Source organism: Sphingorhabdus sp., assembly GCF_035329025.1.
Lineage (GTDB): Bacteria > Pseudomonadota > Alphaproteobacteria > Sphingomonadales > Sphingomonadaceae > Sphingorhabdus_B.
Genome location: NZ_DAOLHN010000005.1, coordinates 15,196 through 40,042, shown reverse-complemented (window position 1 = coordinate 40,042; position 24,847 = coordinate 15,196). Strand labels below are relative to the sequence as shown.

Sequence of the window (24,847 nt, the reverse complement as noted above, 5' to 3'; positions counted from 1 at the left end):
ACTGAAATGCAGCCATAGCGCTGCAACCAGACCTCAAAAACCCCGGCAGGCCCAGTGCTTGCCGGGGTTTTTCCTTGGTTCCCGCCGCATCGTTAGCGGCTTGGTAACCATGTCCTGTTAGTCCGAAATGGAGGGAAACCCGTGTTTCCCATCCGCATTGGACCAGATGAGACAGGTTAAATATATGAAGTTTCTTCGGAATATGGCTGTGGCTACATTGAGCGGGCTGGTTGCGATCGCGGCCTTGTCGGGTGCGCCCGCACAGGCTGCTGGCGATTTGCTCGTCGCGCCGACACGCGTCATTCTCGATGGCAAGCGCGGCACACAAGTGATCCTCAACAATGTCGGCGCCGAAGAAACCACCTATCGCATCTCACTCGAGATCAAACGGATGGGGGAAGACGGCCGTCTGGAGGACATCGATCCGGCTGGAACCAACGAAGCCGAAAAGGCCGCACTGGCGCTGGTCCGCTATGCGCCGCGCCGCGTGACTCTGCCGCCCAACCAGCCACAGTCGATCCGCATTGGCCTCAATCCCGCCGATACCCTGCCCGATGGTGAATATCGCGTGCATATGCTCTTCCGTGCGATTCCGAAGACTCAGGCGGTAACCGATGAGGCAGGGGCGAGCGATCTCAAGATCCAGCTGATCCCGCTCTATGGCATCACCATCCCCATCATTGTCCGCAAAGGCAATCTCTCGGCTACCGCCGCGCTCGCCAACGCCCGTTTGGGCCGCGACGAGGATGGTCCGGTGCTTGAGCTTGATGCGACCCGCAAAGGAACCCGATCGGTCTATGGCGAATTCCGCGTGATGAAGCCTGGTCAGGCGAAACCGATCATCGTGCAAAAGGGTATCGCCATCTATCCCGAAATCGGCAAGCGCAAGGTCGATCTACCGCTCAGCGACGAAGAGGCTGCGGCCATTCGCGGCAGTGAGGTGATCATCGCCTATCATGACACGCCGGAAAATGGCGGCGGGATGATCGCCGAACTGCGGACGGTCGTGCGTTGAACGAACGGAGCTGAGCCAGAACGGCAACGGCCATGACGTCGTTTCTTTCCAGACTATGCCGGGGCTTTATAGCCCTGGCCCTAGCCACCGGAGCCTTATTGGCCCCGGTGGTTCCTGCGTTTGCGGCAGGATGGAAAGCCAATGACGATGACCAGCTGCTGCTTGACGTGCGCGTCGGTCGCTATCGCGTCGGCGATGGCGTGCGTGGCTATCAGACCGACGCCGGCACCTGCATCGATTTTGCCGATCTGATCATTGCATTCGACCTTCCAGTCCGGCTCGACAAAAAGTCGCGCCGCGCGACTGGCTGGTTGTTTGAAGAAAGCCGTACCTTCACCCTCGACCGCGAAGCCAATAGAGTACAAATCATGAACAAAAGTTCGGCGCTTACAGCGTCGGACATTTATGACACCCCCGAAGGCTGGTGTGTTGACAGCAAGGCGCTCAGCCGCTGGCTCGAAGTAACGCTGACACCCGATCTCTCCGATGCGTTGCTGGTGGTCAAGGCGGATCGCAAATTGCCCTTCGAAATGGCCGAAGAACGCAAGGAGCGCGCAGCCAAGGTTCGCCCTGCCGCGACATTTGACCTACGCACCCTGCCGCAGGCCAAGGATGCCTATCGCTTCTGGCGCACGCCCTCGGTCGACGTCGTGGCGTCAACCGGTTTCACCAAGGAAGCGCAGGGTTCGGGCAAGTTCAACGCGCGCTATGATATTTTCGCCAGCGGCGAGGTTGCTGGCGCATCCTTCGATGCGCGACTTTCCTCGAATGAAAAGGGCGTTCCCGAAAGTTTCCGTGTGCGCGCCTATCGCACCAGCGCGGAAGGTGATCTGCTTGGTCCGTTCAAGGCGACGCATTTCGGTGTGGGTGACGTAAATCTGCCCGCTTCTTTCGTCGGTAGCCAGTCGACACCCGGCCGGGGCCTGTTCGTGACCAACCGGCCGCTCTCGCGTCCCGACAATTTTGATCGCACCAGCTTCCGTGGCGAATTGCCCGATGGCTGGGATGCCGAACTGTACCGCAATGATCAGCTGATCGGCTATTTCCAGAGCCGCGGCGACGGGCGCTACGAATTTCTCGATGTGCCTTTGCTCTATGGGCAAAACCGGATGGAAGTCGTGCTCTATGGCCCGCAGGGGCAGATCAAGCGCGACGTCCGGATGATCCCGGTCGGGGCCAATTCGATCCCGCCACGTGAAACTTATTATTGGGCAGGGGTCCAGGACGCCGGGCGTGACCTGTTCAACTTCGGTGACAGCGACGACCGACCCTATAATGGCCTGCGCGCCGGCTTTGGTGTCGAGCGCGGGCTAGATGCGAAGACCTCGATCGGCGCCTCGGCAATCAGCTCGATCTATGAAGGGCGTCGCGACAGCTATGCCGAGGCGATGATCCGGCGTGCGGTCGGCCCCACCCTGATCGAAGTGGCGGGTGCGGCCAATATTGATGGAGGTTATGCCATTCGCGGGCAAATGCTGGGGCAATTCGGCCAGGCGATGGTCGGCGCCCAATCGCTCTGGCTGTTTGGCGGTTTCCGCAGCGAGCAATATCTGCCCGGATTGCGCGCCGAACATATGCTGTCGGTCGACCACAGCCTGAAAATCGGCAACAAATCGATACCTTATGGCGTCAGCGCGACTTATCGCGAATGGCTGAGCGGCAATAGTTCGCTTGAGGCCAAGGCAAGAATATCGTTTAATATCAATAACATAAATGCGTCCACCGATCTCATCTGGGAACAGATGAAATTCGCCTTTGGTACAGACCCGCCGCAGAAACTCGATGCATTGCTGCGTCTCAGCGGTCGTGTCGGCGGGTTGCGCCTGCGCGGCGAGGCGCGCTTTGGCTTGATGGGCGACAGCGGTTTCAAGGAGTCGCGGATCACCGGCGAATGGCGCGCGGACGACAAGGCAAATTGGCGGGCCGAGCTGGGCTATGACGCGCTCAACAAGCGCGGACGGGCGACTTTTGGCTATACGCGGCATTTCGACAAGTTTGCGTTGACCGGCCAGGTCATGGGCGCAACCGATGGTGCGGTTGCCGCACAGCTAAGTGTTGCCTTTAGCATGGGGCCGAACCCGCATGGCAAGGGCTTCCACATCTCGTCGGAGAAACTGGCGTCAAGCGGTCAGGCAGCGGTGCTGGTCTATCAGGATCTGAACGCGGATGGCGCACGCCAATCGAACGAACCCGTTGAAAAAGCGGTAGAAATTACAGCTGGCTTGAATGGCCGCGGAAAAGCTACCGATGACAGAGGCCAAACGATCATTGGTGGGCTGGAGCCGTACAAGCCGATCCTGATCGGGATCGATGCGGGCAGCCTGCCCGATCCCTATGTGCAGCCGGCCAATAGCGGCATGGTGGTCACCCCGCGTCCGGGTGTGCCGATCATTGTCGAACTTCCGCTCGTCTCGGCGGGTGAGATTAGCGGCTATCTGCTCAAGGAGGGCGGCAAGGCGCTGAACGGGGTCGATCTGGAACTGCTCGACAAGGCAGGCCGTGTCGTGAAAACCACGCGCGTCGAATATGACGGCTTCTTCCTTTTTGAAAGCGTGCCTTATGGGCAGTATCGCCTGCGGGTGGGCGCGGTCGCTGCGGGCATTGTTGGCGTTCAGCCCGAGATCAGCGTTGCGGCTGCGCTCGATCGCAAGAGCCCGACGGTCGATCTGGGGCAAATCCTGCTCAAGCCTTCGCAGCGGATCGCAGCAAGCAACTAACTTGACCGGACAGCCGCAACAGGCTTTGGCAGCGACATGACAATCGAAACGCTATCAACCAATCGCAGTTTCGGCGGAACGCAGGGTGTTTATGCCCATGCCTCTGCCGAAACCGGAACTCGCATGACTTTTTCGGTCTATGTGCCCGACCACGACCCTGGCTTGAAACTGCCTGCGATCTGGTATCTGTCAGGCCTCACCTGCACCCATGCCAATGTGACGGAGAAGGGCGAGTATCGCCGTGCCTGTGCTGAACTCGGCCTGATCTTTGTCGCGCCCGACACCTCGCCGCGCGGCGAGGGTGTGGCTGACGATGCCGAAGGCGCTTATGATTTCGGCTTGGGGGCCGGCTTCTATGTCGATGCAACCGAGGCACCTTTCGCCCAACATTACCGGATGCGCAGCTATATCGAGAGCGAATTACCCGAACTCATCGCGAACAACTTTCCGGTCAACATGGCTGCTCAGGGTATCATGGGACATTCGATGGGCGGGCATGGCGCACTGACGATTTCCTTGCGCAATCCGGGGCGTTTTCGTTCAACCTCCGCCTTCGCGCCGATCGTTGCGCCGTCGCAGGTGCCGTGGGGGCATAAGGCGCTGGCTGGCTATCTAGGACAGGATCGCGCAGCATGGTCGGAATATGATGCCTGTGCGCTGATAGACGGCGGCGCACGTTTTCCGGACCTGCTGGTCGATCAGGGCGAAGCCGACAATTTCCTCGCCGAGCAGTTGAAAACACACCTCCTTGAAGAATCATGCGCCAAGGCCGGTCAGAAAGCGACGATCCGGATGCAACCCGGTTATGACCATAGCTATTACTTCATCTCCACTTTCATGGCCGATCATCTCGCCTGGCACGCTGAGCGGCTGAAATGAGGCTGCGCTTTTGAGAGTTTTGGGGGCTATCCTCGCAGGCGGGCAATCGCGCCGCTTTGGATCGGACAAGGCCGAAGCGCTTTTCGAACGACAGGCGCTGCTTGACCATGTTGCCGATGCCTTGCGACCGCAGGTCGCCGGACTGGTTGTTGCGGGGCGCGAATGGCCAGGGCTTCCCAAGGTCGCCGATTTGCCGGAGGTGGGGATTGGCCCGCTTGGCGGCCTTGCAGGCGCCCTGGATCATGCATGGCGTCATGATTTTGATGCAGTGTTGAGTTCAAGCTGTGACGTTATTGGGCTGCCCGACGATCTGGAAAAGTGGCTGGGACCCGGTCCTGCGATAGTAGCTGATTTGCCGATTGTCGGTCTATGGCCGGTATCGGTGCGTGACGAGCTGCTCGACTGGCTTTCGGATTCCGCAAACCGCTCAGTCTATGGGTTCGCGGCCCAGATCGGCGCGCGACGGGTGGAACTTGACACCCCTTTGCGGAACATCAATCGACCGGAAGACCTGTCATAGCAGACTGGCGCGCACCGCTTTCCATGCTTATCTAGGCGAACGAATCGCGGGTGTAGCTCAATGGTAGAGCAGCAGCTTCCCAAGCTGACGACGGGGGTTCGATTCCCCTCACCCGCTCCAGCCCTTTCTTCGAACGCGCCGGGTTCGATTATCCGCGCGATGCGCGTTCGTCTGCGACTCCCCCTCACCCGCTCCAGCCTTTTCCAAATCGTTAAAGCCGTTATAGCGTCCACCATGATTGACGCGACCGTGCCCTTTGTCCTGCTTGATGATGCACGGCGTTGCAATGCGTCGCCTGCCCGGTTGTACACGAGGCCACAAAGAACGATTGTCGCAACCGATGCAGTTGAACTGGAACGTGCTTTTGAAGAGCTAAAGCAGGCTCAACAGGCAGAGAGGCACGTCGCAGGATTTCTGTCCTACGAAGCTGGATTTGTACTTGAACCGAAACTGTCGGGGAAGCTTGCAGGGCGGCAAATGCCAACATCACTCTGCTGGTTCGGCATTTTCGACGGCTGTGAAGAAATCGAGGCGGACACAGTTCCAAGCCTGTTGCCCGAACCCGATGGCAGCTGGTTGGGTGCGATGCGGCCCTCGATCAGTCGCGCCGCCTATGGCGCCGCGTTTGATACGGTCGAAGACTATATAGCGGCAGGGGATATCTACCAGGCAAACCTGACTTTCAGGGCAAGCGCGCGTTATGCGGGCAATCCGCTCGCGCTCTATGCGGCAATTCGACCACGAGCGGCGGCCGGCTATGGTGGCGTGATCTGGACTGGGCAGGACTGGTTTCTCTCCTTCTCACCAGAGTTGTTCTTCGCGCTGCGTGACGGCCGGGTTACGGCAAAGCCGATGAAGGGAACCGCCATACGCGGAGCAGATCCGATTACTGACAAGGCTTTGGCAGACGAATTGCGCACCGATCCCAAGCAGCGTGCCGAGAATTTGATGATCGTCGATCTGCTGCGCAATGATCTGTCGCGTATCGCCAAGGCCGCTTCGGTGGAAGTACCGCACCTTTTTGCGGTGGAAAGCTACCCCACGGTTCACCAGATGACCTCAACGGTTACGGCGGAGTTGGACAATGGCAAGGATGCGTTCGAATTGCTTCGCGCAATTTATCCTTGTGGTTCGATTACCGGTGCACCGAAGATCCGCGCGATGGAGATTATCGACGAGGTAGAGACCAGCCCGCGCGGGATCTATTGCGGCTCAATCGGGCGTATCGATCCCAATGGCGATGCCGCGTTCAACGTTGCCATCCGCACATTTCACTTGAACGAAGCCGACAAGCAGGCAAGCTTGGGACTTGGTTCGGGGGTGGTTGCGGATTCCGAAGTTGCAACCGAATGGGCAGAATGTCTGGCCAAGGGGGAATTTGCGCGGGTGCAGCGACGCGATTTTGATCTGATCGAAACCATGCGGTTCGAACCGGCCGCCGGGATATTGCGGCTGGAGCTGCATCTGGAGCGGATGAAGGCAAGTGCACAAGCACTCGATTTCGAGTTTGACCGGCATGAGGCGCGTAACCGGCTGCATGCGGCGACATTCCATCTCGATCATGACGCCAGGATACGACTGCTTGCCTCGCCCAGCGGCGCATTGGCAATCGAGATTGGAGATGCACCTGCGCCGCTGGCTGGCTGGCAGGTTTCCGTTGTTCCGCTGCCTGTCGACAATCAGGATTTTCGTTTACGGCACAAGACGACCGATCGGGCCTTTTACGATGATGCGCGCAAAGCGGCGGGCACATCCGAAATTCTCTTCCACGACAAGCAAGGCTATTTGACCGAAGGCAGTTTCACCTGCCTGTTTGTGGAACGCGACGGGCGTTTGCTCACGCCGCCCCTTCAACGCGGTCTTTTGCCCTCGGTTTTGCGCCGCGATCTCATCGAAAGCGGAAAGGCATTTGAAGCCGAGTTGACCGTTGCCGACCTTGCAAATGGGTTCCTCCTCGGCAACAGTTTGCGCGGCTTGATTCCGGCCACAAGGGTTGCGTAATTTCCGCGCTCGCTCTAGGGGCAGGCGCGCAATCTTGCTTCGTCCAAACTAGCTTCGGGAATAAGAAATGATCGACAGGCTCTCCGCCGCCCTCGGCCGCATCGCGCCCTCCCCCACGCTCGCCATGTCGGGCCGCGTGCTGGAAATGAAAGCGCGCGGCTTGGACGTGATCGGCCTTTCCGCTGGGGAGCCTGATTTCGATACACCCGACTTCGTCAAGGATGCGGCAATCGAAGCGATCCGTTCGGGCAAGACCAAATATACTGCCGTCGATGGCATCCCTGAACTCAAGCTGGCGATCCAGGCAAAGTTCAAGCGCGACAATGGCATTGACTACACCACTAAGCAGATCACGGTGAATGCGGGCGGCAAGCACACCCTTTTCAACGCGCTGGTGGCGACCGTCGACAAGGGTGATGAGGTGATCATCCCCGCGCCCTATTGGGTCAGCTATCCCGATATCGTCCAGTTTGCAGGGGGAACGCCGGTCGTGCTGCTGGCAGGCGCGGATCAGGGATACAAGATTACGCCCGAACAGCTGGATGCCGCGATCACCCCCAAGACCCGCTGGTTGATCCTCAATTCGCCTTCGAACCCAACAGGCGCTGCCTATACTGCGCTCGAACTGCAGGCACTGGGCGAAGTGTTGCTCAAGCACCCGCATGTCCTGTTGCTGACCGACGATATGTATGAGCATATCTGGTACGCACAGCAGCCTTTCGCGACGATGCTCCAGGTTTGCCCCGATCTGTACGACCGCACGTTGACCATGAATGGCGCGTCCAAGGCCTATGCCATGACCGGTTGGCGCATCGGCTATGCCGGCGGCCCCGAATGGCTGATCAAGGCGATGGGCGATCTGCAGTCGCAATCGACCAGCAACCCTTGCTCGATCAGCCAATATGCTGTGGCTGCCGCGCTCAACGGCCCGCAAGACTTCCTCAAGGAACGCAACGCCAAGTTCAGGGAGCGGCGCGATCTGGTGGTGGCGATGCTCAACGATGCACCTGGCCTGAGCTGCCCGACGCCCGAAGGTGCTTTCTATGTCTATCCGGATGCGAGCGGCGTGATGGGCAAGACAACGCCAAAGGGCAAGAAAATCGAAACCGACGCCGACCTGATCGACTATTTCCTCGAAGACTGGAATGTCGCTGCGGTACACGGCGCGGCTTTCGGCCTCTCGCCGGGTTTCCGCATCAGCTATGCGACATCGAACGAAGCGCTCAAGGAAGCGTGCACCCGAATCCAGTCGGCGTGCGCAGCACTCGTTTGACCGCAAATAGCCAGTTGTTAAGTCGGGCTTAACCAGCGTCATGGTTGAGAAAGCGTCGATGCTGCTCTAGCGGCGGCATCGAAATTTCGACTCCAGACTTGAAGCCCTTCGATGACCCGTATGATCGCCTTTTTCCGTTCTGACCTGTTCCTGAGCCTTGCCGGTGGTTTCGCGCTGGGCCTAGCAGGTATTGCACTGGTTCGTCCGGCAAGTGCCGAGACTAAGAGCTATGAAAGCAAGGCTGTTGTGGTCGAGTCGCCGACTTCGCAATCGATTCGTTAAATTACAATCCTTTGCACGCGTCGGGGTTAAGCATAATCCCGAAGATAATCCCTTTTGATTCCCGCGTGATGGCCTGTCGCGTCAATGCGCGCGCCGGATTCGCTTTGTGGATAAGTTGAGTCGTTGTAAAATTCGAGTCGTTGGGGGTTAGGGCAATTGGTTCCGCCTCAAATTTCCCCAAGCAGTAGGCTTTCTGCGACCCGAAACCTGCTGCTGCTTCGCCCGCGACCGGCATTTCCGGCGCGGGCGTTTCTTTATCTGGATGCCGCCGATTTTCGACGCTGGCGTACAATCAAAAGCCAGAATGCCATCAACAGACTGATCAGTGACAGCCCCGCAAAGCCGATAAGAATCGGATGGCTGCTATCCTCACGTGTTTGCAGGTCCATGATGTGCAACCCCCACATGAAATCGAAAGTACGCCACTGTGGGGTACGCACCGCGAGCAGGCTGCCGCTTTCGGCGTCAACGTAGAGGTTGGTTCCGTCCTTTAGCGCCACCTGCCATGCCGGACGCCCGCGGCGCAGCTCCATCGGCTCCCTGTCGGCAGGAAAGAGCTGGACAGATGCGACCGCTGACTTCCCGCGATAATAGCTTTCGGCGAGCGCCCGCACCTCGCGTGCACCGGGCTTGGGCAGCAACTTACCCGTTGTTGGATCTGCCCGCCGTTCGCCGCCATCGGTATAGCGAATGATCCAGACCGGACCGTCTGCGCGCTGTTCGAGCGTGAGTTTCTCGACAGTACGTCCGCCGAGGAATGGAGCTGTCGCTGCGATTGCAGCTATCGGTGCTGGCTTGGCGCGCAGATGTTCGCCGCGCACTTCCTCGATCGGACGCGCAACCATGAACAGCCCGGACGCAGTCCAAAGAATCAGCGGCACGCCGACCAGCCAGCCAAGCCAGATATGCCATTTGTGCAGCGTGGCATATTTCATGCGCTCATCCTTTATAGGCCGGAATGGCCAATCCCTTGTGGATGGCCGCCGCACGTAATGCGAAGCCTGCGGCCGCACTTATGGCGGCGGCCAATATTATCGGCATACCGAACCAGAAGAGCAGAACATAAAGACCTGCCGCCAATGCCGATGCGGTCACATACAGCTCCGGTCGCAATATGATTGACGGAACGCCCGCCAGCATATCGCGGATGACGCCGCCGACGCAGGCGGTAATCACGCCCATCATCATTGCAGGCAGCGGTCCGATCCCAAGACTGGCCGCCTTCCAGGCACCGAAGACCGAATAGACCGCGAGCCCCACCGCGTCGAACCAGTCAAGCGCGCGCGGGCTCCAGATGCGGACGGGGGTTATCCAGACGAGTAATGCAGTTGCCAGGCAGGTTGCCGGAAAGCGCCAGTCCTGCACCCAGAATACCGGCGCGCCGATCAGCAGATCGCGGACCGTGCCACCGCCGACTCCGGTGAGCAGCGCGAAAAAGGCAAAGGTGACCAGCGTCTGTTTCAACCGGGCAGCGGCGAGCGCACCAGAAGCGGCAAAGACAGCGATACCGAACAGGTCAAGCGCTGCAATCAGCGCCGGTGCGATCTCGGCGACGCCATTTTCCATCACATGTGGATCGGTTTGCCCTGCACCGCCATCGCGGCTTCCTTCAGCGCTTCCGAATGGGTCGGGTGCGCATGGCAGGTGTAGGCGATGTCTTCCGACGTCGCGCCGAATTCCATCGCCAAGGCCGCTTCAGCGATCATCGTGCCCGCGACGCTCGCAATGCACCATACGCCCACGACACGATCGGTCGCGGCATCGGAGATGACCTTCACGAAACCGTCGGGCTCATGGTTGGTCTTGGCGCGGCTGTTCGCCATCATCGGGAATTTGCCGACCTTGATCTCGCCTTTCGCTTTCGCGGCCTCTTCGGTCAGGCCGACGCCTGCTATTTCAGGCCAAGTGTAGACCACGGAGGGGATGACGTCATGATTTATGATGCCGGTCAGTCCAGCGACATTTTCTGCGCAGGCAATGCCCTCATCCTCGGCCTTGTGCGCGAGCATCGGCCCGGGGACGACATCGCCGATAGCCCAGATTCCGGGGACCGCCGTGCGGAAATCATGGTCGATTTCGATTTGACCGCGCGCGTTGACTGAAAGACCGGCTTTGTCGAGCGCGAGGCCATCGGTATTGGGGCGACGACCGATGGAGACAAGCACGCAATCGGCCTCGATGGTTTCGCTGGCGCCACCCGCTGCAGGTTCGACGGTCAGCGTGGCTTTCTTGCCCTTCACCTGTGCACCGGTAACCTTGGTCGAAAGCTTGAATTCAAAACCCTGCTTCTTGAAAATCTTGTTGGCTTCCTTGCGGACGTCGCCGTCCATGCCGGGCAGGATCTGGTCGAGATATTCGACCACCGTGACCTTGGCACCCAAGCGGCGCCAGACCGAGCCTAGCTCGAGCCCGATCACCCCGCCGCCGATGACCACCAGATGGTCGGGCACCTTGGGCAGTTCGAGTGCGCCGGTTGAATCGACGACAATGCCCTTGGCATTATCGACTTCAACGCCGGGCAGCGGCGTAACCGAAGAACCGGTGGCGATGATGAAATTGTCGGCGGTATAGCTTTTGCCCGCAACCTCGATGGCGTTGGCCGAGGTGAAGGCGGCATGGCCCTTGATCCATTCGACCTTGTTCTTCTTGAACAGGAATTCGATCCCGCCGGTCAGCCCCTTCACCGCATCGCGGCGCTGGCCGTGCATGGTGTCGAGGTCGAGGCTCATCTTGTCGATCTTGACGCCGAGCTTGGCGAGCGCGCCGCTGGCGGCCTCGCTGTAAAGCTCGGATGCATGCAACATCGCCTTGGACGGAATACAGCCGACATTGAGGCAGGTGCCGCCCAAAGTCTCGCGACTTTCAACGCACGCCGTCTTCAGCCCCAATTGCGCTGCACGGATGGCCGCAACATAGCCGCCGGGGCCGGCACCGATAACGATCAGGTCAAAATCTGCCATGGTCTGTTCCTTACAGGTCGATCAGCAAGCGGGTGGGGTCTTCAATCGCTTCCTTGATCGTCTTGAGCGCGGTTACCGCTTCGCGGCCGTCGATGATGCGGTGGTCATAGCTGAGTGCCAAATACATCATCGGGCGGATGACGATCTGGCCGTCGCGCACGACCGGGCGATCTTCGATGCGGTGCAGGCCGAGCACGGCGGATTGCGGGGGATTGATGATCGGGGTCGACATCAGGCCGCCGAAAATCCCGCCATTCGAAATGGTGAAGGTGCCGCCGGCCATGTCTTCCATGGTCAATGCACCGTCTTTGGCGCGCTTGCCGAGATCGGCGATCGCCTTCTCGATATCGGCAAAGCCCAGCTGATCGACATTGCGGACGACGGGAACGACCAGGCCATTGGGTGCCGAGACCGCAACCGACATGTCGACATAGTCGTGATAGATGATTTCATCGCCCTGGATCTGCGCGTTGACCGCCGGAAAATCCTTGAGCGCGAGGCACGCTGCCTTGGTGAAGAAGCTCATGAAGCCCAGCTTTACGCCATGCTTCTTTTCAAAGCTGTCCTTATAGCGGTTGCGCGCTTCCATCACCGCCGACATGTCGACATCGTTGAAGGTGGTGAGCAAGGCTGCCGTGTTCTGCGCATCCTTCAGCCTTTTGGCGATGGTCTGGCGCAGGCGGGTCATCTTGACGCGTTCTTCGCGGCGTTCGCCAGCGGTGGCGGTGACAGGTGCCGCTGCAGCGGGCGCGACAGCCGGGGCCGCAGGTGCGCCACCCTTGGCTGCTGCCAGCACATCTTCCTTGGTCAGGCGACCATCCTTGCCGCTGCCTTTGACCTTGGTCGGATCAATACCGAGTTCGAGCACGAGACGGCGCACGGCAGGAGACAGCGTCAGGTCTGCCGAGGCGGCGGGTGCCGCTTCGGCGATGGCTGCCGCCGGTGCAGGCGTTGCCGCAGGGGCAGCCGCAGGAGCCGAAGCGGCAGCGGGCGCGCCGGAACCGGCTTCGATGCTGCCGATGACAGCACCAACATTGACCGTATCACCTTCCTGAACCAGATACTGGCCCATCACACCAGCGGCGGGCGCGGGAACTTCGACCGCAACCTTGTCTGTTTCAAGGCTGGCAATGGGTTCGTCGGCAGCCACAGCCTCGCCGGGCTTTTTCAGCCATTGGCCGAGCGTGGCTTCGGTGATCGATTCACCCAGCGTGGGGACTTTGACTTCGGTGCTCATATCATTCGCTCCTTGGGCGGAGATTATTTCTTTTTAGACGTGCGCTGGCGGCGGATTTCGTCGCGGACGCCATGGCCCAGCGCATGGGCTATCAATGCCGCCTGCTCTGCCTGGTGGCGCTTCATCAGCCCCGTTGCAGGCGAAGCGCTCGCCTTGCGTCCGGCATATCGCGCGCGTGCCGGACCAACCTTGGCTTCGGCCAGACAGGCTTCGATGAACGGTTCCACAAAGAACCAGCTGCCATTATTCTGCGGTTCTTCCTGCGCCCAGACGACCTCTTCGAGATTCGCCATACGCTTCAGGCGGACAATCAGCGGCTCACCGGGGAAGGGATAAAGCTGCTCAAGCCGGACGATTGCGGTGTTCGTGTCACCCGCCGCGTTGCGTGCCTCCATCAGGTCATAGGCGACCTTGCCCGAGCAGAGCACGAGCCGCTTCACATCCTTGTCCGCCGGCGCCCATGGGTCCGAAAGGATTCGCATGAAATGGCTTTCGCCTTGGAAATCCTCGGCTTTTGAAACTGCCAGCTTGTGCCGTAGCAGCGATTTTGGCGTCATGACGACAAGCGGCTTGCGGAAGGTGCGGTGCATCTGGCGCCGCAGCAAGTGAAAGAAATTGGCAGGCGTCGTGCAGTTGGCCACCTGGATATTGTCCTCGGCGCACAGCTGCAGGAAGCGTTCGAGACGTGCCGAACTATGCTCCGGCCCCTGACCTTCAAAGCCGTGCGGCAACAGCATGACAAGGCCATTGGCGCGGAGCCACTTGGATTCCCCGCTCGCAATGAACTGGTCGATGATCGTCTGCGCGCCGTTGACGAAATCGCCGAACTGGCCTTCCCACATCACCAGCGTCTTGGGATCGGCTCCGGCAAAGCCATATTCATAGCCGAGCACGCCGAATTCGGAGAGCGGGCTGTCATAGACTTCAAACCGGCCATGCGGGACGGTCGATAGCGGTATATATTTGGCTTCATTGGTCTGATCGACCCAGACGGCGTGGCGCTGGCTGAACGTGCCGCGACCCGAATCCTGGCCAGAAAGACGCACGCCGAAACCTTCGGATAGCAGTGATCCGAACGCGAGAGCCTCGCCGGTCGCCCAGTCGAAATTTTCACCGCTGGCGAACATGTTCTTCTTGGCCTCCAGCACGCGCCCCAATGTCGGGTGGATGCTGTGGCCTTCCGGAACACTTGTCAGGATGCGGCCAAGGCCGTCCATCAGTTTCTTGGTGATACCCGTCGGCACATTGCGTCGCGAGGTTTCCGGATCGGCAGGCTTGTTGAAGCCCGCCCAACGTCCACCGAACCAGTCAGCATCATTGGCCTTGTAGGTCTGGCCCGCTTCAAATTCCTGCTCGAGGATCTGGGTGAAGCGCATTGTGTGCTCAGCAGCCCAATTGGCGTCGATCACGCCTTCGGCCTGCAGCCGTGCGGCATAGACTTCGCTCACGCCCGGCTTGCCCTTGATCACCTTGTACATCAGCGGCTGGGTGAAACCGGGTTCGTCGCCTTCATTGTGGCCGAAGCGGCGATAGCACCACATGTCGATCACGATGTCGCGGTGGAAACGCTGGCGGAACTCGATTGCCATCTTGCAGGCAAAGGTCACCGCCTCCGGATCGTCGCCATTGACGTGGAAGATCGGCGCCTGCACACCCTTGGCCACATCGCTCGGATAGGGCGAAGAGCGCGCGAATTGCGGGCTGGTGGTAAAGCCGACCTGATTGTTGACGATGAAGTGGATACAGCCACCGGTGTTGTACCCACGGATGCCGGAGAAGCCGAGGCATTCCCAGACGATGCCTTGTCCAGCAAAGGCGGCATCGCCGTGGAGCAGCACCGGCAGCACCTGTTCGTGCTTGCCCAGATCGTCGCGGATCGTCTGGTTGGCGCGGACCTTGCCGAGCACCACCGGATTCACCGCCTCAAGGTGCGACGGGTTGGGAACCAGCGACATATGGACTTTGACGCCGTCAAATTCACGGTCGGTCGAGGTGCCGAGGTGATATTTCACATCACCCGAACCGCCGACATCTTCGGGGTTGGCAGAGCCGCCCGAAAATTCGTGGAAGATGATGCGATAGGGCTTGGCCATCACATTGGCGAGCACGTTGAGGCGGCCGCGATGCGGCATGCCATAGACGATTTCGCGCACGCCCAGATGGCCGCCATATTTGATGATGGCTTCGAGCGCCGGGATCATCGCTTCTCCGCCATCAAGGCCGAAGCGCTTGGTGCCGACATATTTTTTGGCGAGGAATTTCTCATATTGCTCGGCCTCGATCACCTTGGCGAGGATGGCCTTCTTGCCTTCCGGAGTGAAGGAAATCGCGGCGTCGCGGCCTTCCATCCGCTCCTGCAGGAAACGGCGCTCCTCGACATCGGCGATATGCATATATTCAAGGCCAACGGGTCCGCAATAATTTGCACGTAGCGTGGCGACGAGTTCGCGGACACTGACCCATTCAAAGCCCAGCGTGCCGCCGACATAGACCTGGCGGTCGAGGTCCGCGTCGGTGAAACCATGATAGGCAGGGTCAAGGTCCGCCGGGATGTCCTGCTTCGAAAGGCCCAGCGGATCGAGATTGGCGGCCAGATGCCCGCGCACACGATAGGTGCGCACCAGCATCATCGCGCGGATCGAATCGCCAGCAGCGGCGACAGCATCGCCCTGCGCGATCGGCTTGCCCGCTGCCTTTGCCGCCGCCTTGATCTCGACCGCCATTTGCGTGGGGTCGAGCGCACCGGTCAGATCGTCGGTTTCGCCGAAGCGCCAGTTGGGGCGCTGCCAGCTTGGGCCGCGCTCCGCTTCAAATTCGTGATTCTCAAAACCCATTGGCCTTGCCTTTCCCGGGGAGGAGGAAAATGCCGTCCCTTTTTAGCCTTTAAGGGCCTCGACGAGCGTGGTGCCAAGTTCGCTGGGCGAAGCGGCCACGCGGATGCCGGCAGCTTCCATCGCTGCGATCTTCGATTCTGCATCGCCTTTGCCGCCCGAAACGATCGCACCGGCATGGCCCATGCGGCGGCCCGGAGGTGCGGTGCGCCCGGCGATGAAGCCGGCCATCGGTTTCTTGCGACCCTTTTTCGCTTCGTCGATCAGGAACTGTGCTGCCTGCTCTTCGGCGTCGCCGCCGATTTCGCCGATCATGATGATCGATTTGGTTTCGTCATCAGCCAGGAACAGCTCGAGCACGTCGATGAAGTTGGTGCCGTTGACCGGGTCACCGCCAATGCCGACGGCCGTGGTCTGGCCCAGGCCTTCATTTGTGGTCTGGAACACGGCTTCATAGGTCAGCGTGCCTGAACGCGAGACGACGCCGACCGAACCCTTTTTGAAGATGCTGCCCGGCATGATACCGATCTTGCATTCATCGGGGGTCAGGACTCCGGGGCAGTTCGGCCCGATCAGGCGCGATTTCGAACCCGAAAGCGCGCGCTTTACCTTGACCATGTCGAGCACTGGAATGCCTTCGGTGATGCAGACGATCAGTTCCATCTCGGCATCAATCGCTTCGAGGATCGAGTCGGCTGCAAATGGCGGCGGCACATAGATGCAGCTGGCGGTTGCGCCGGTCAAAGCCTTGGCTTCGGCGACAGTATCATAGATGGGGAGGCCAAGAGCCGTTTCGCCGCCCTTGCCGGGGGTGACGCCTGCGACCATCTGCGTGCCATAGGCCAGCGCTGCTTCGGTGTGGAACAGGCCGGTCGCGCCCGTCATGCCCTGGGTGATGACCTTTGTATTCTTGTTGATTAAAATCGACATTCAAAATCCTCCAATCGAAGAGGCGATCATCACGACGCCCGACAAACCAAATTTTTCGTTGAACTCGCCGCCATGTCCGGCGAAATCTACATCCACGCTTACTCCGCTGCGCCAGCCCGGCTCCCATTTGCGGATTACGCCACCATTAGGCAGCTCTTCCTTATGGGTTGGCTCACGCGTCATCCATTTAACCAGCGTTGCGTCCGCAATCGGCGCACCGGCGTCAAAATCATACAGGCGACATCCGCTTGCCCAGATACCGCTCTCGTCAGTCACCCGGCTGGTGACCAGATAGAGTTGTCGGCCCGCAACCGACTTGCGATATTCATGGCCATCAAGTCTCTCGCCATCCTCGAGCGCTGCCCTGCCTTTGGACACCAACTGCGCGATGCGCGGTTCGCTGCCTGCAGGCAAAGCCTCCCAGCCCTTTTTGGGCAGTTGCTTTTCGAGCTTTTCGAACTTCCGCGTATTTGCGCAGGCTGTCCGAAAGGCATCAAGCACCTCTGTAGCCGGATAGGGCTGGCTGGCGGCAGGTGCCGCCAGCATCAGGAGCGCCGCGCCCAGCACCTTATTGCAGTGTGGGATCGATATTCTTGCAGGCGACGAGCAGTTCCTTGACTGCATCGACACTGACCTGCAGATTGCCCTTTGCCTCGTCGTCGAGCGCGATTTCGACTATCTCCTCAATGCCGTCGGCACCGATGATGCAGGGCACGCCGACATAAAGGCCATCAAGGCCATATTTGCCATCCACATAGGCAGCGCAGGGCAGCAGGCGCTTCTGGTCGAACAGATAGGCTTCTGCCATGGCGATACCGCTGGTCGCGGGGGCGTAATAGGCAGAGCCGGTGCCGAGCAGCGCGACGATTTCGCCGCCGCCGCCGCGGGTGCGCTTGACGATGGCGTCGATGCGCTCCTGCGTTGATTTGCCCATCTTGATCAGGTCTGGAACGGGAATACCCGCGACGGTCGAATATTGCACGACAGGCACCATCGTGTCGCCATGGCCGCCGAGGACGAAGGTGGTGACGTCGCGCGCCGAGACGTTGAACTCCTCGGCCAGGAAATGGCTGAAGCGGCCCGAATCGAGCACGCCTGCCATGCCGACAACGCGGTTATGCGGCAGGCCCGAAAATTCGCGCAAGGCCCAGACCATGGCGTCGAGCGGGTTGGTGATGCAAATGACAAAAGCGTTGGGGGCATTGTTCTTGATGCCTTCGCCGACTGCTTTCATGACCTTCAAGTTGATGCCGAGCAAATCGTCACGGCTCATGCCCGGCTTGCGCGCGACCCCGGCGGTGACGATGATGACGTCTGAACCGGCGATGTCCTTATAGTCGTTCGTTCCGATGATCTTTGCGTCGAAGCCCTCGATTGGTCCGCACTGTGAAAGGTCGAGCGCCTTGCCCTGCGGCACGCCTTCAACAACGTCAAACAAGACGATGTCGCCGAGTTCCTTTTGAGCAGCGAGGTGGGCGAGCGTGCCGCCAATATTGCCTGCGCCGATGAGCGCGATCTTCTTGCGGGCCATTATCAATGTCCTTCCTTTGGGCCTGAGGCACGCGCCATCCGCACGGGACGTGCCGTTAAGGGAATTAAGGGCGCGTTAGGCCGATTCGAACCTTACGGCAACCCTATAAAAGGCCTAAGTTAAGGCTTTTTATGATAATAGTTCGCAATAGCTATAAGGGGTGCGACTTGCATGCTCCTTGGTGTCGACTTTGTATATTTTCAGCCCGCTACGCGCTTCAGCATGTCCATCCAAATCGGTATCTGGTCGTGAAAGCCATCAGCATAGACGCGCTCGTCGAGTCCGTGTGCGCCTTCTCGTTCCCCGACGATGCCCCACAGTCCGCCAAAACCATATACCGCTATGCCATTGGCCCGCAGGAACGCCCCATCGGTGGCCCCTGCCGACTGATAGGGAACAACGGGCGCGCCTTTGAACCGGGTTGCAACGGCGGCCTTATAGGCATCGAGCACATCCTGCCGGATCGGGGTGGGTGCAGTTTCAGGAGTTTGCGATCCTTCAACCGCCGCAACTGTCACATCGGGGCCAGCCAGTGCCTGCAATTGTTGCCGCACTTCCTCTACCTTCACGCCCGGGAAGATACGGCAATTGACATTTGCCTCGGCCTTTTGGGGCAGAGCATTGGGGGCATGCCCGCCTGACAGCATCGTCGCTACACAGCGGGTACGCGTACTTCCCGGATCATTCGCCTCGACTAAGTCCGCCGTCTCCCGGTCTGTGGGATCGGCGAGGTAGCGTTTGATCAGTTCGCCATATTGCCCGCCGTCCTTCTCGGCGAGCAAGGCAAAACCTGCACGGGTTGCATCGTTGATCATCGGAGGAAAGCGATGCGCTTCGAGCGCGGTCAACGCATTCGACAACGCGTAGATGGCGTTATCCGGTCGGGGCGCGCTGCTATGGCCACCACGGTTGATGGCTGTCAGCTTGAAATCAGCATAGGTCTTTTCGGCGATCTGCATCGCAAACAGCTCGGGCCGCCCATCCTTGAACACCGAACCACCGCCAGCATCGCTGTTGAGACCATATTCGGCATCGATCAGCGAACGCCATTCGGTCGCTGCCCGCCGTGCGCCATTTCCAGTGGTTTCCTCGTCACCGGTAAAGAGGACAATCAGGTCGCGTGTCGGTTGAAAGCCTTCGGCCTTCAGATATTGCAGCGCAATCAATATGCCGGTCAGCCCCGCTTTGTTATCATTGGCGCCGCGGCCAAGATACCAGCCGCCCTCCTCGCGGAACTTGAAGGGTGGATATTTCCAATCGCTGTCCTTTGCTTCAACCACATCCATATGTGCCATCAGCAGGATCGGCTTCTTCCCGCTCGGCTTGGCGGCGGGCCAGCGCGCGATCAAGGTTTGCGTGCCGTCATGGTCTTTGACGATGACATTGGTGATTCCCACCTTGCGGAATTCGGCATTCAGCAGCGTTGTCAGCTTCTTGAACTCGGCGGTGCGACCTTCGACAGTGGGTATCTCGACGATCTTGGCAAATAGATCGCGCTCCGCCGCCCGTTTTGCATCTTGCGCCTGTGCCGCCGAACACAGGAGCGTTGCCCCCAACAGTGCCGATATGTACCTTTTCATCATTTTCTCCCTGCACGCAGCCTAACGTGCGCCATGCCCTTCGGCCAGATATTCTTCGGACTGCATTTCCATAAGGCGCGACACTGTCCGTTCAAATTCAAATCGGCCGTCGCCTTCCGGATATAACGCATCAGGCGCAGCATCTGCCGCAGCGAGCAGTTTGACCCGATATTCGTACAGGGCGTCAATCAGCGTCACAAAGCGAGCTGCTTCGTTGCGGTTGTGCGGCCCGAGGACCGGAATGCCGACAATGATCACGGTGTGGAAACGACGCGCGATTGCCAGATAGTCGGCTGCTCCCCGCGCCTCGGCACAAAGCCGCTTGAACGAGAAGACCGCAACACCCTTCAGGGCCTTGGGTACATGCATGGTCCGGCCTGCGCCGACATCGATTTCGGCGGACGGGACATGAGACCTGTCCTCAGGCGGATAGTCGGTCAGGTGGAAGAAGGTTTCTGACAGTTCTTTGGTCGCTTCGGGGCCATTGGGAACCAGCCACGTGCGCGCCTGGCCAAGCCGGTCGCGGCGATAATCGGTGGGCCCATCAAGCGCCATGACGTCAAGCCGCACCTTTACCAGATCGATAAAGGGCAGGAAAAGCTGGCGATTCAAGCCATCCTTGTAGAGATCATCGGGATGGCGGTTCGATGTCGTGATGACCGTGACGCCAGCGTCGAACAGCCCGGCAAAGAGCCGCGACATGATCGCGGCGTCGGCCATATTGTTGACCACCATTTCATCGAAGCAGAGCAATCGAGCTTCATCGGCAAGCGATGCCACCACCGGCGGTATCGGATCGCCCTTTTCCTTTTCGCGCTCAACCTTCAGCCGGGCATGGATATCGAGCATGAACTCGTGGAAATGCGCCCGCCGCTTCCGCTTCATCTGCACATTGTCGTAGAACAGGTCCATCAACATCGATTTGCCACGCCCAACGCCACCCCACAGATAAAGACCGCGAACCGGTTCCGGCTTCTTGCCAAGCAGACGCCACAAGGTGCTGCCGCGTGGAGGAACGGCCTGCAGTTGTTGCTGGATATCTGCCAGCTTTGCGGCTGCCCGCGCCTGATCCGGATCAGGTTTCAGCTCGCCTGCCGCAACCAGCGCTTGATAGGCAGCGAGCAGTCCGGTCATTTCTTGTCTTGGGATGCCTTGCGAATCGTGCCGGAAAAGGACGCAACGATATGCTCGTCATTCGGTCCCTGTACCACCATGCCGCGCAGGAAGATCAAGCGGCCGGTTTCGCGTACCTGTTCGACAACTGCATCAAGCGGTTCGCCCAGCCGGCCACCCCCGATGAATTGCGTTCCCAGATCGAGTGTCACAGAAAAGCCGGCATTGAGCGAGCCGAATTGATGCGCGGCGGCGAACAGCGCCACGTCGATCAGCGACAGCGTTACCGCGCCATGCACATTATCGCCCAAATTGCTGTGTTTGCGCGTGGGATGCATCCGGATGCGGGCGCGCGGGCGGCCATCGGGCAGCGGTGCTTCGGGGCGGACCGCCAGAGGCTCGATAAAAGAGTTGAACCGCGTCTTGTCGTTCAGGTTCCAGCTCAGCCAGCCGCCGTCTTGCGCCTGAGCGTCGAAATAGGCGGGTGGCAGCGGCGCCTCTATGCCGTCGTTCAAATCTGGCGCTCCGCCATCATTTTCTTGGTTTCGGCAATCGCCTTGGCCGGATTCAGGCCCTTGGGGCAGGCATTGGCGCAGTTCATGATGGTATGGCAACGATAGAGGCGGAACGGATCTTCGAGGTCGTCAAGGCGCTCGCCGGTCATCTCGTCGCGGCTGTCGGCGAGCCAGCGATAGGCCTGCAAAAGGATTGCGGGGCCCAGAAACTTGTCGCTGTTCCACCAATAGGACGGGCAGCTGGTCGAGCAACAGGCACACAGGATGCACTCATACAGGCCGTCGAGCTTTGCGCGGTCTTCGGGCGATTGCAGGCGCTCCTTGCCTGAAGGGGTCGGCGTAACGGTCTGCAGCCAGGGCTTGATCGAGGCATATTGCGCGTAGAAATGGGTAAGGTCGGGGACGAGGTCCTTGACCACTTCCATATGCGGCAGCGGGGTGATCGTGACTTCGCCCTTGCAGTCTTCGATGGCGGTGGTGCAGGCGAGACCATTCTTGCCGTTCATGTTCATCGCGCACGAACCGCAAATGCCTTCGCGGCACGAACGGCGGAAGGTGAGCGAGCTGTCCTGTTCCGACTTCATCTTGATCAGGGCGTCGAGCACCATTGGACCGCAATTGTCGGTATCGACTTCGAACGTATCGTAACGGGGGTTTTCACCGCTGTCGGGATCGTAGCGATAGACCTTGAATTTGCGCGCAGTACCATTGCTGGTTGCGGCGTGGGTCTTGCCCTTCTGGACCTTGCTGTTCTTGGGCAAAGTGAATTCGGCCATGTTTCTATCCCGATACTGAATCTTCGAACGCCCTAACCAAGCGGGCACTCCCAAGCAAATGCAATTTTTAACCGCGCAGTTGAATGCGGGTTTATATCCTAGGCATCAATCCGCGACGGATGAGGCTTTCGGCGACGATGGTTTCGATCAGGTCTTCCTGCTTCCAGCCCATCAGCACCGCAGATCGGCCATAGACCTTTTCCGACCAGAGGTTGCACTGCAGATTGACCTCGAGAAGATTGATCTCGCCGGTTGCCTCGTTGAAGCGGAATTCGAAGCGGCCGAAATCGAACGGGCGGAAAATCTCGGCGAGCGTCAGCGTCATCGCCTTGATCTTCTCCCAGGCCTCGTCGCCTTCAAATGGCACCAGCGTATATTTATGCTCGCGCTCGACAAGATCGCGCTTTTCGGCGTGGGTGCGCAGGTGAGACGGGTCATTCTGCTTGAACAGCATCGGCGGCATCACGAAGGGGGCGCCGTCCTTGGTAATAACCGGAACCTCTACATCGCTGCCATTCATGAACGGCTCGACAATGGCATCATGGCCCTCGGCATGGATGCGCAGCACAGCCTCTTTGACGCCTTCCCAATCATGCGCGTCACCGATCCCCCAACTGGCCGAGCTGTTATTGGGCTTGATCACGAAACGGCTGCCCTTGGGGCAACGCGCCTCTTCGACCGGAGCACCCGCGCGGTAGACAGCCCAGTCGCAAGTTGGAACGCCGCGCGCCTTGCCTTCCAATTTGGTCAGATGCTTGTCATCGGCAAGGCCACGCAGGATCGGATTGGCGCCGAGATAGGGCACGCCCAAACGTTCGCACAGCAGCGGGCAGAGCATTTCCGAATTGAAGAAACCGCCGCGATTAAGCATCGGCCAGACGAAATCGACGCCGGGATCGGTAAACAGCGATTCATAATTGTTCGCCACGCTCAGCTTTTCGAACAGTCCGGCGAGAATTGTCTTCATCTCATAATGGTAGGGCGAATGATTGCCATCGGTGCCATGCAGGCTGCCATCGCCCAGCGCATGTTTGGCGATGAACAGGATGCGCAAATTCTTGCGGGCTTCGGCTGTGAGGCGGGTGGGTTCGGTCATATCCATAGTCCTTTGACGGGCTTTGCCCCTCTTCGCCGCCGCTCATAGTCGCTTTGCCGAATTTCGCAATTTCCTAATTGCGGCTTGGCGGCTATAGGCCGGGGCCATCAAGGGAAACAAAGGGCCAGTTACGCGCTTATGACCATTTCCGAACTGGCCGACTGGATGACCAGAGGCGGCGACGCGCGCATCGTGATCGATCCTGCCACCGCGCTAAACCGCTATCACAGCTCCCCCTATCCGCGCGATGTTTTGGCCTTCGCTTCCTCGACCGCGAACGATCTGAGCGCTGATGCCATGGCCTTCCTGGAGGCCGAGTTTGCTGAAGGCGCGGGCGTGCTCGAAGCTGGCGATGCTTATACCGCTTATCTGGATAAGATGCGTGGTCGGATATCGACGGCCTACAGCCTGCCAGAGGGAACCGATATTTTCTTCGCGCCTTCGGGCACTGATCTTGAATATGTTGCGTTGTTAGCTGTTGCGGGTCGCAAGCCCAATGGCATCGCCAACCTGTTGCTTGGTGCCGACGAGGTCGGTTCGGGCTGCATCCACAGCGCCGCCGGACGCTATTTCGCCAATGAAACGGCGCTTATCGCCGAAGTAGTTCCTGGCCAGCCGATTGACGGCCTTCCTCCCATCGAGATGGGGGATTTTCCGGTGCGCAATCCGGAAGGCGAGGCCTTCGACAGTGAAACGCTTGCCGCGCAAATGGGTGTCGCGATTGCCAACGCGCTGACAGAAGGTCGTTACCCCCTTGTCCATGTCGTGCATGGTTCGAAAACCGGTCTGGTGCTGCCGCATCTGGATGATATCTACCGTCTGCAAAGCCGATTTGGCGGCGATGTCGCCTTTGTTGTCGATGCCTGCCAGGCGCGGATCACCACACAGGCGATCCATGACTATCTGGCGCGCGATATCATCGTTTTCCTTACCGGATCGAAGTTTATGGGTGGTCCGCCGTTCAGCGGATTTGCCCTGTTGCCAAACGGCATGGCTGGTTCAGCGGCACCGCTCGCTTCCGGCATGGCAACGGTGTTCCGCCGTGCCGAAGTACCAACTGTTTGGGCGGGCGCAGAGTCGCTTACCCAAAGCGGCAATGCAGGCCTTGCCCTCCGCCTTTCGGCCTCGCTGTTCGAACTGGAGCGGTTTCAGAAATTGAGCATCGATCGGGTAACCCGGGTCGTGTCTGCATTCAATCAGGCGGCCGGAGCGATGGCTGATCAGTTGCGTGCGCGCAAGGTGGCTGCCACCCCCGCCGAGGATGTCGACGAAGAAGTTGAACATCCGATAGAGATGCAGACGCTGGTGACGCTAGATCTTTGCCACGACGAAAGTGGAGCCGTAAGCCGTACGCTCGATTTTGACAGCGCGGTTGCAATCCACAAGGCGATGACCGCGGACGGTGTGCGTCTGGGTCAACCGGTGCGCTGCGTCAAACTGGCCGACGGCCGCTGGGGCGCGACTCTGCGCGTCGGCCTGTCGATGCCGCAAGTGGTCAGGCTGGATGGTGTCGGCGATGCCGAAATGATCGAATGGCTGCAAAGCGCGATGGACAGGATTGCTGCGGCATTGGAGCCGCGCTTGGGGTGAC

Annotated in this window: 21 protein-coding genes and 1 tRNA gene; 9 read left to right on the top strand and 13 right to left on the bottom strand. The window is 59.5% G+C overall.

Translation table 11 applies throughout. The annotated features are described in order from the left end of the window. The first annotated feature begins 184 nt into the window (after window positions 1-184). The 8 genes from PKC81_RS02180 (at window position 185) to PKC81_RS02145 (ending at window position 8,687) form a co-directional block, all read left to right on the top strand. Entirely contained in the window at window positions 185-1,015 is an 831-nt protein-coding gene (locus PKC81_RS02180; protein WP_324333002.1) for a molecular chaperone, read from the top strand. A gap of 32 nt (window positions 1,016-1,047) precedes the next feature. After that, on the top strand, window positions 1,048-3,732 hold the full coding sequence (locus tag PKC81_RS02175) for a carboxypeptidase-like regulatory domain-containing protein (RefSeq protein WP_324333001.1): 2,685 nt from the start codon (window positions 1,048-1,050) through the stop codon (window positions 3,730-3,732). A 36-nt stretch (window positions 3,733-3,768) separates the two neighbouring features. Continuing rightward, the gene (gene fghA, locus PKC81_RS02170) at window positions 3,769-4,611 is read left to right on the top strand and encodes an S-formylglutathione hydrolase (protein WP_324333000.1); all 843 of its coding nucleotides are present in this window, start codon (window positions 3,769-3,771) and stop codon (window positions 4,609-4,611) included. Window positions 4,612-4,621: 10 nt separating this feature from the next. Continuing rightward, complete coding sequence (locus PKC81_RS02165) at window positions 4,622-5,131, top strand: molybdenum cofactor guanylyltransferase (protein WP_324332999.1); 510 nt, start codon at window positions 4,622-4,624, stop codon at window positions 5,129-5,131. Between the two features lie 46 nt (window positions 5,132-5,177). Beyond that, a tRNA-Gly gene (locus tag PKC81_RS02160) sits at window positions 5,178-5,251 on the top strand. 114 nt (window positions 5,252-5,365) lie between these two features. Beyond that, window positions 5,366-7,132 carry an aminodeoxychorismate synthase component I gene (gene pabB, locus PKC81_RS02155; RefSeq protein ID WP_324332998.1) on the top strand — a complete coding sequence of 589 codons (1,767 nt, stop codon included), beginning with the start codon at window positions 5,366-5,368 and terminating at the stop codon, window positions 7,130-7,132. Window positions 7,133-7,202: 70 nt separating this feature from the next. Further along, window positions 7,203-8,405: a pyridoxal phosphate-dependent aminotransferase gene (locus PKC81_RS02150; RefSeq protein WP_324333052.1), complete on the top strand. Its 1,203-nt coding sequence runs from the start codon at window positions 7,203-7,205 to the stop codon at window positions 8,403-8,405. A gap of 111 nt (window positions 8,406-8,516) precedes the next feature. Then, window positions 8,517-8,687, top strand: coding sequence for a hypothetical protein (locus PKC81_RS02145; RefSeq protein ID WP_324332997.1), 171 nt, complete (start codon window positions 8,517-8,519; stop codon window positions 8,685-8,687). A gap of 254 nt (window positions 8,688-8,941) precedes the next feature. Here the strand turns inward: PKC81_RS02145 and PKC81_RS02140 are convergent, their stop codons facing one another. The 13 genes from PKC81_RS02140 to PKC81_RS02080 all read right to left on the bottom strand — a co-directional run bounded on the left by PKC81_RS02140 (window position 8,942) and on the right by PKC81_RS02080 (window position 23,256). Then, complete coding sequence (locus PKC81_RS02140; RefSeq protein WP_324332996.1) at window positions 8,942-9,622, bottom strand: PepSY domain-containing protein; 681 nt, start codon at window positions 9,620-9,622, stop codon at window positions 8,942-8,944. Window positions 9,623-9,626: 4 nt separating this feature from the next. Further along, a complete protein-coding gene (locus PKC81_RS02135) occupies window positions 9,627-10,253 on the bottom strand; it encodes a trimeric intracellular cation channel family protein (RefSeq protein ID WP_324332995.1) in 627 nt (208 codons plus the stop codon). Continuing rightward, window positions 10,253-11,647, bottom strand: a complete 1,395-nt coding sequence (lpdA, locus tag PKC81_RS02130; protein WP_324332994.1) for a dihydrolipoyl dehydrogenase — start codon at window positions 11,645-11,647, stop codon at window positions 10,253-10,255. The genes PKC81_RS02135 and lpdA overlap by 1 nt, the downstream gene beginning before the upstream one ends. 10 nt (window positions 11,648-11,657) lie before the next feature. Next, window positions 11,658-12,884: a 2-oxoglutarate dehydrogenase complex dihydrolipoyllysine-residue succinyltransferase gene (gene odhB / locus PKC81_RS02125; protein WP_324332993.1), complete on the bottom strand. Its 1,227-nt coding sequence runs from the start codon at window positions 12,882-12,884 to the stop codon at window positions 11,658-11,660. Between the two features lie 23 nt (window positions 12,885-12,907). Next, on the bottom strand, window positions 12,908-15,718 hold the full coding sequence (locus PKC81_RS02120; RefSeq protein WP_324332992.1) for a 2-oxoglutarate dehydrogenase E1 component: 2,811 nt from the start codon (window positions 15,716-15,718) through the stop codon (window positions 12,908-12,910). A 42-nt stretch (window positions 15,719-15,760) separates the two neighbouring features. Beyond that, window positions 15,761-16,645, bottom strand: coding sequence for a succinate--CoA ligase subunit alpha (gene sucD / locus PKC81_RS02115; RefSeq protein ID WP_298605008.1), 885 nt, complete (start codon window positions 16,643-16,645; stop codon window positions 15,761-15,763). Further along, window positions 16,646-17,191 carry a hypothetical protein gene (locus tag PKC81_RS02110; RefSeq protein ID WP_324332991.1) on the bottom strand — a complete coding sequence of 182 codons (546 nt, stop codon included), beginning with the start codon at window positions 17,189-17,191 and terminating at the stop codon, window positions 16,646-16,648. A 22-nt stretch (window positions 17,192-17,213) separates the two neighbouring features. Continuing rightward, window positions 17,214-18,176, bottom strand: coding sequence for a malate dehydrogenase (gene mdh, locus PKC81_RS02105; protein ID WP_324332990.1), 963 nt, complete (start codon window positions 18,174-18,176; stop codon window positions 17,214-17,216). Between the two features lie 200 nt (window positions 18,177-18,376). Beyond that, on the bottom strand, window positions 18,377-19,759 hold the full coding sequence (locus PKC81_RS02100) for a M20/M25/M40 family metallo-hydrolase (protein ID WP_324332989.1): 1,383 nt from the start codon (window positions 19,757-19,759) through the stop codon (window positions 18,377-18,379). A gap of 18 nt (window positions 19,760-19,777) precedes the next feature. Further along, the gene (zapE, locus tag PKC81_RS02095) at window positions 19,778-20,890 is read right to left on the bottom strand and encodes a cell division protein ZapE (protein WP_324332988.1); all 1,113 of its coding nucleotides are present in this window, start codon (window positions 20,888-20,890) and stop codon (window positions 19,778-19,780) included. Next, window positions 20,887-21,384: a PaaI family thioesterase gene (locus tag PKC81_RS02090; protein ID WP_324332987.1), complete on the bottom strand. Its 498-nt coding sequence runs from the start codon at window positions 21,382-21,384 to the stop codon at window positions 20,887-20,889. Before PKC81_RS02090 ends, zapE begins: the two co-directional genes overlap by 4 nt. Further along, complete coding sequence (locus PKC81_RS02085) at window positions 21,381-22,160, bottom strand: succinate dehydrogenase iron-sulfur subunit (protein ID WP_324332986.1); 780 nt, start codon at window positions 22,158-22,160, stop codon at window positions 21,381-21,383. Before PKC81_RS02085 ends, PKC81_RS02090 begins: the two co-directional genes overlap by 4 nt. A gap of 91 nt (window positions 22,161-22,251) precedes the next feature. Next, the gene (locus PKC81_RS02080; RefSeq protein WP_324332985.1) at window positions 22,252-23,256 is read right to left on the bottom strand and encodes a phosphoribosylglycinamide synthetase; all 1,005 of its coding nucleotides are present in this window, start codon (window positions 23,254-23,256) and stop codon (window positions 22,252-22,254) included. A gap of 138 nt (window positions 23,257-23,394) precedes the next feature. Here PKC81_RS02080 and PKC81_RS02075 point away from each other — a divergent pair, with 138 nt between their 5' ends. After that, window positions 23,395-24,846 (top strand): hypothetical protein, encoded by a 1,452-nt coding sequence (locus PKC81_RS02075; protein WP_324332984.1) that lies wholly within the window; start codon window positions 23,395-23,397, stop codon window positions 24,844-24,846. Window position 24,847: the final 1 nt, after the last annotated feature.

What these genes read in the sequence shown, in the direction of transcription:
- lpdA (WP_324332994.1), bottom strand. Translation starts at nt 11,647, where the DNA reads ATGGCAGATTTTGACCTGATCGTTATCGGTGCCGGCCCCGGCGGCTAT.
- PKC81_RS02075 (WP_324332984.1), top strand. Translation starts at nt 23,395, where the DNA reads ATGACCATTTCCGAACTGGCCGACTGGATGACCAGAGGCGGCGACGCG.
- fghA (WP_324333000.1), top strand. Translation starts at nt 3,769, where the DNA reads ATGACAATCGAAACGCTATCAACCAATCGCAGTTTCGGCGGAACGCAG.
- pabB (WP_324332998.1), top strand. Translation starts at nt 5,366, where the DNA reads ATGATTGACGCGACCGTGCCCTTTGTCCTGCTTGATGATGCACGGCGT.
- PKC81_RS02085 (WP_324332986.1), bottom strand. Translation starts at nt 22,160, where the DNA reads ATGGCCGAATTCACTTTGCCCAAGAACAGCAAGGTCCAGAAGGGCAAG.
- sucD (WP_298605008.1), bottom strand. Translation starts at nt 16,645, where the DNA reads ATGTCGATTTTAATCAACAAGAATACAAAGGTCATCACCCAGGGCATG.
- odhB (WP_324332993.1), bottom strand. Translation starts at nt 12,884, where the DNA reads ATGAGCACCGAAGTCAAAGTCCCCACGCTGGGTGAATCGATCACCGAA.
- PKC81_RS02180 (WP_324333002.1), top strand. Translation starts at nt 185, where the DNA reads ATGAAGTTTCTTCGGAATATGGCTGTGGCTACATTGAGCGGGCTGGTT.
- PKC81_RS02120 (WP_324332992.1), bottom strand. Translation starts at nt 15,718, where the DNA reads ATGGGTTTTGAGAATCACGAATTTGAAGCGGAGCGCGGCCCAAGCTGG.
- PKC81_RS02175 (WP_324333001.1), top strand. Translation starts at nt 1,048, where the DNA reads ATGACGTCGTTTCTTTCCAGACTATGCCGGGGCTTTATAGCCCTGGCC.
- PKC81_RS02135 (WP_324332995.1), bottom strand. Translation starts at nt 10,253, where the DNA reads ATGGAAAATGGCGTCGCCGAGATCGCACCGGCGCTGATTGCAGCGCTT.
- PKC81_RS02140 (WP_324332996.1), bottom strand. Translation starts at nt 9,622, where the DNA reads ATGAAATATGCCACGCTGCACAAATGGCATATCTGGCTTGGCTGGCTG.
- PKC81_RS02100 (WP_324332989.1), bottom strand. Translation starts at nt 19,759, where the DNA reads ATGATGAAAAGGTACATATCGGCACTGTTGGGGGCAACGCTCCTGTGT.
- PKC81_RS02080 (WP_324332985.1), bottom strand. Translation starts at nt 23,256, where the DNA reads ATGACCGAACCCACCCGCCTCACAGCCGAAGCCCGCAAGAATTTGCGC.
- mdh (WP_324332990.1), bottom strand. Translation starts at nt 18,176, where the DNA reads ATGGCCCGCAAGAAGATCGCGCTCATCGGCGCAGGCAATATTGGCGGC.
- zapE (WP_324332988.1), bottom strand. Translation starts at nt 20,890, where the DNA reads ATGACCGGACTGCTCGCTGCCTATCAAGCGCTGGTTGCGGCAGGCGAG.
- PKC81_RS02110 (WP_324332991.1), bottom strand. Translation starts at nt 17,191, where the DNA reads ATGCTGGCGGCACCTGCCGCCAGCCAGCCCTATCCGGCTACAGAGGTG.
- PKC81_RS02145 (WP_324332997.1), top strand. Translation starts at nt 8,517, where the DNA reads ATGACCCGTATGATCGCCTTTTTCCGTTCTGACCTGTTCCTGAGCCTT.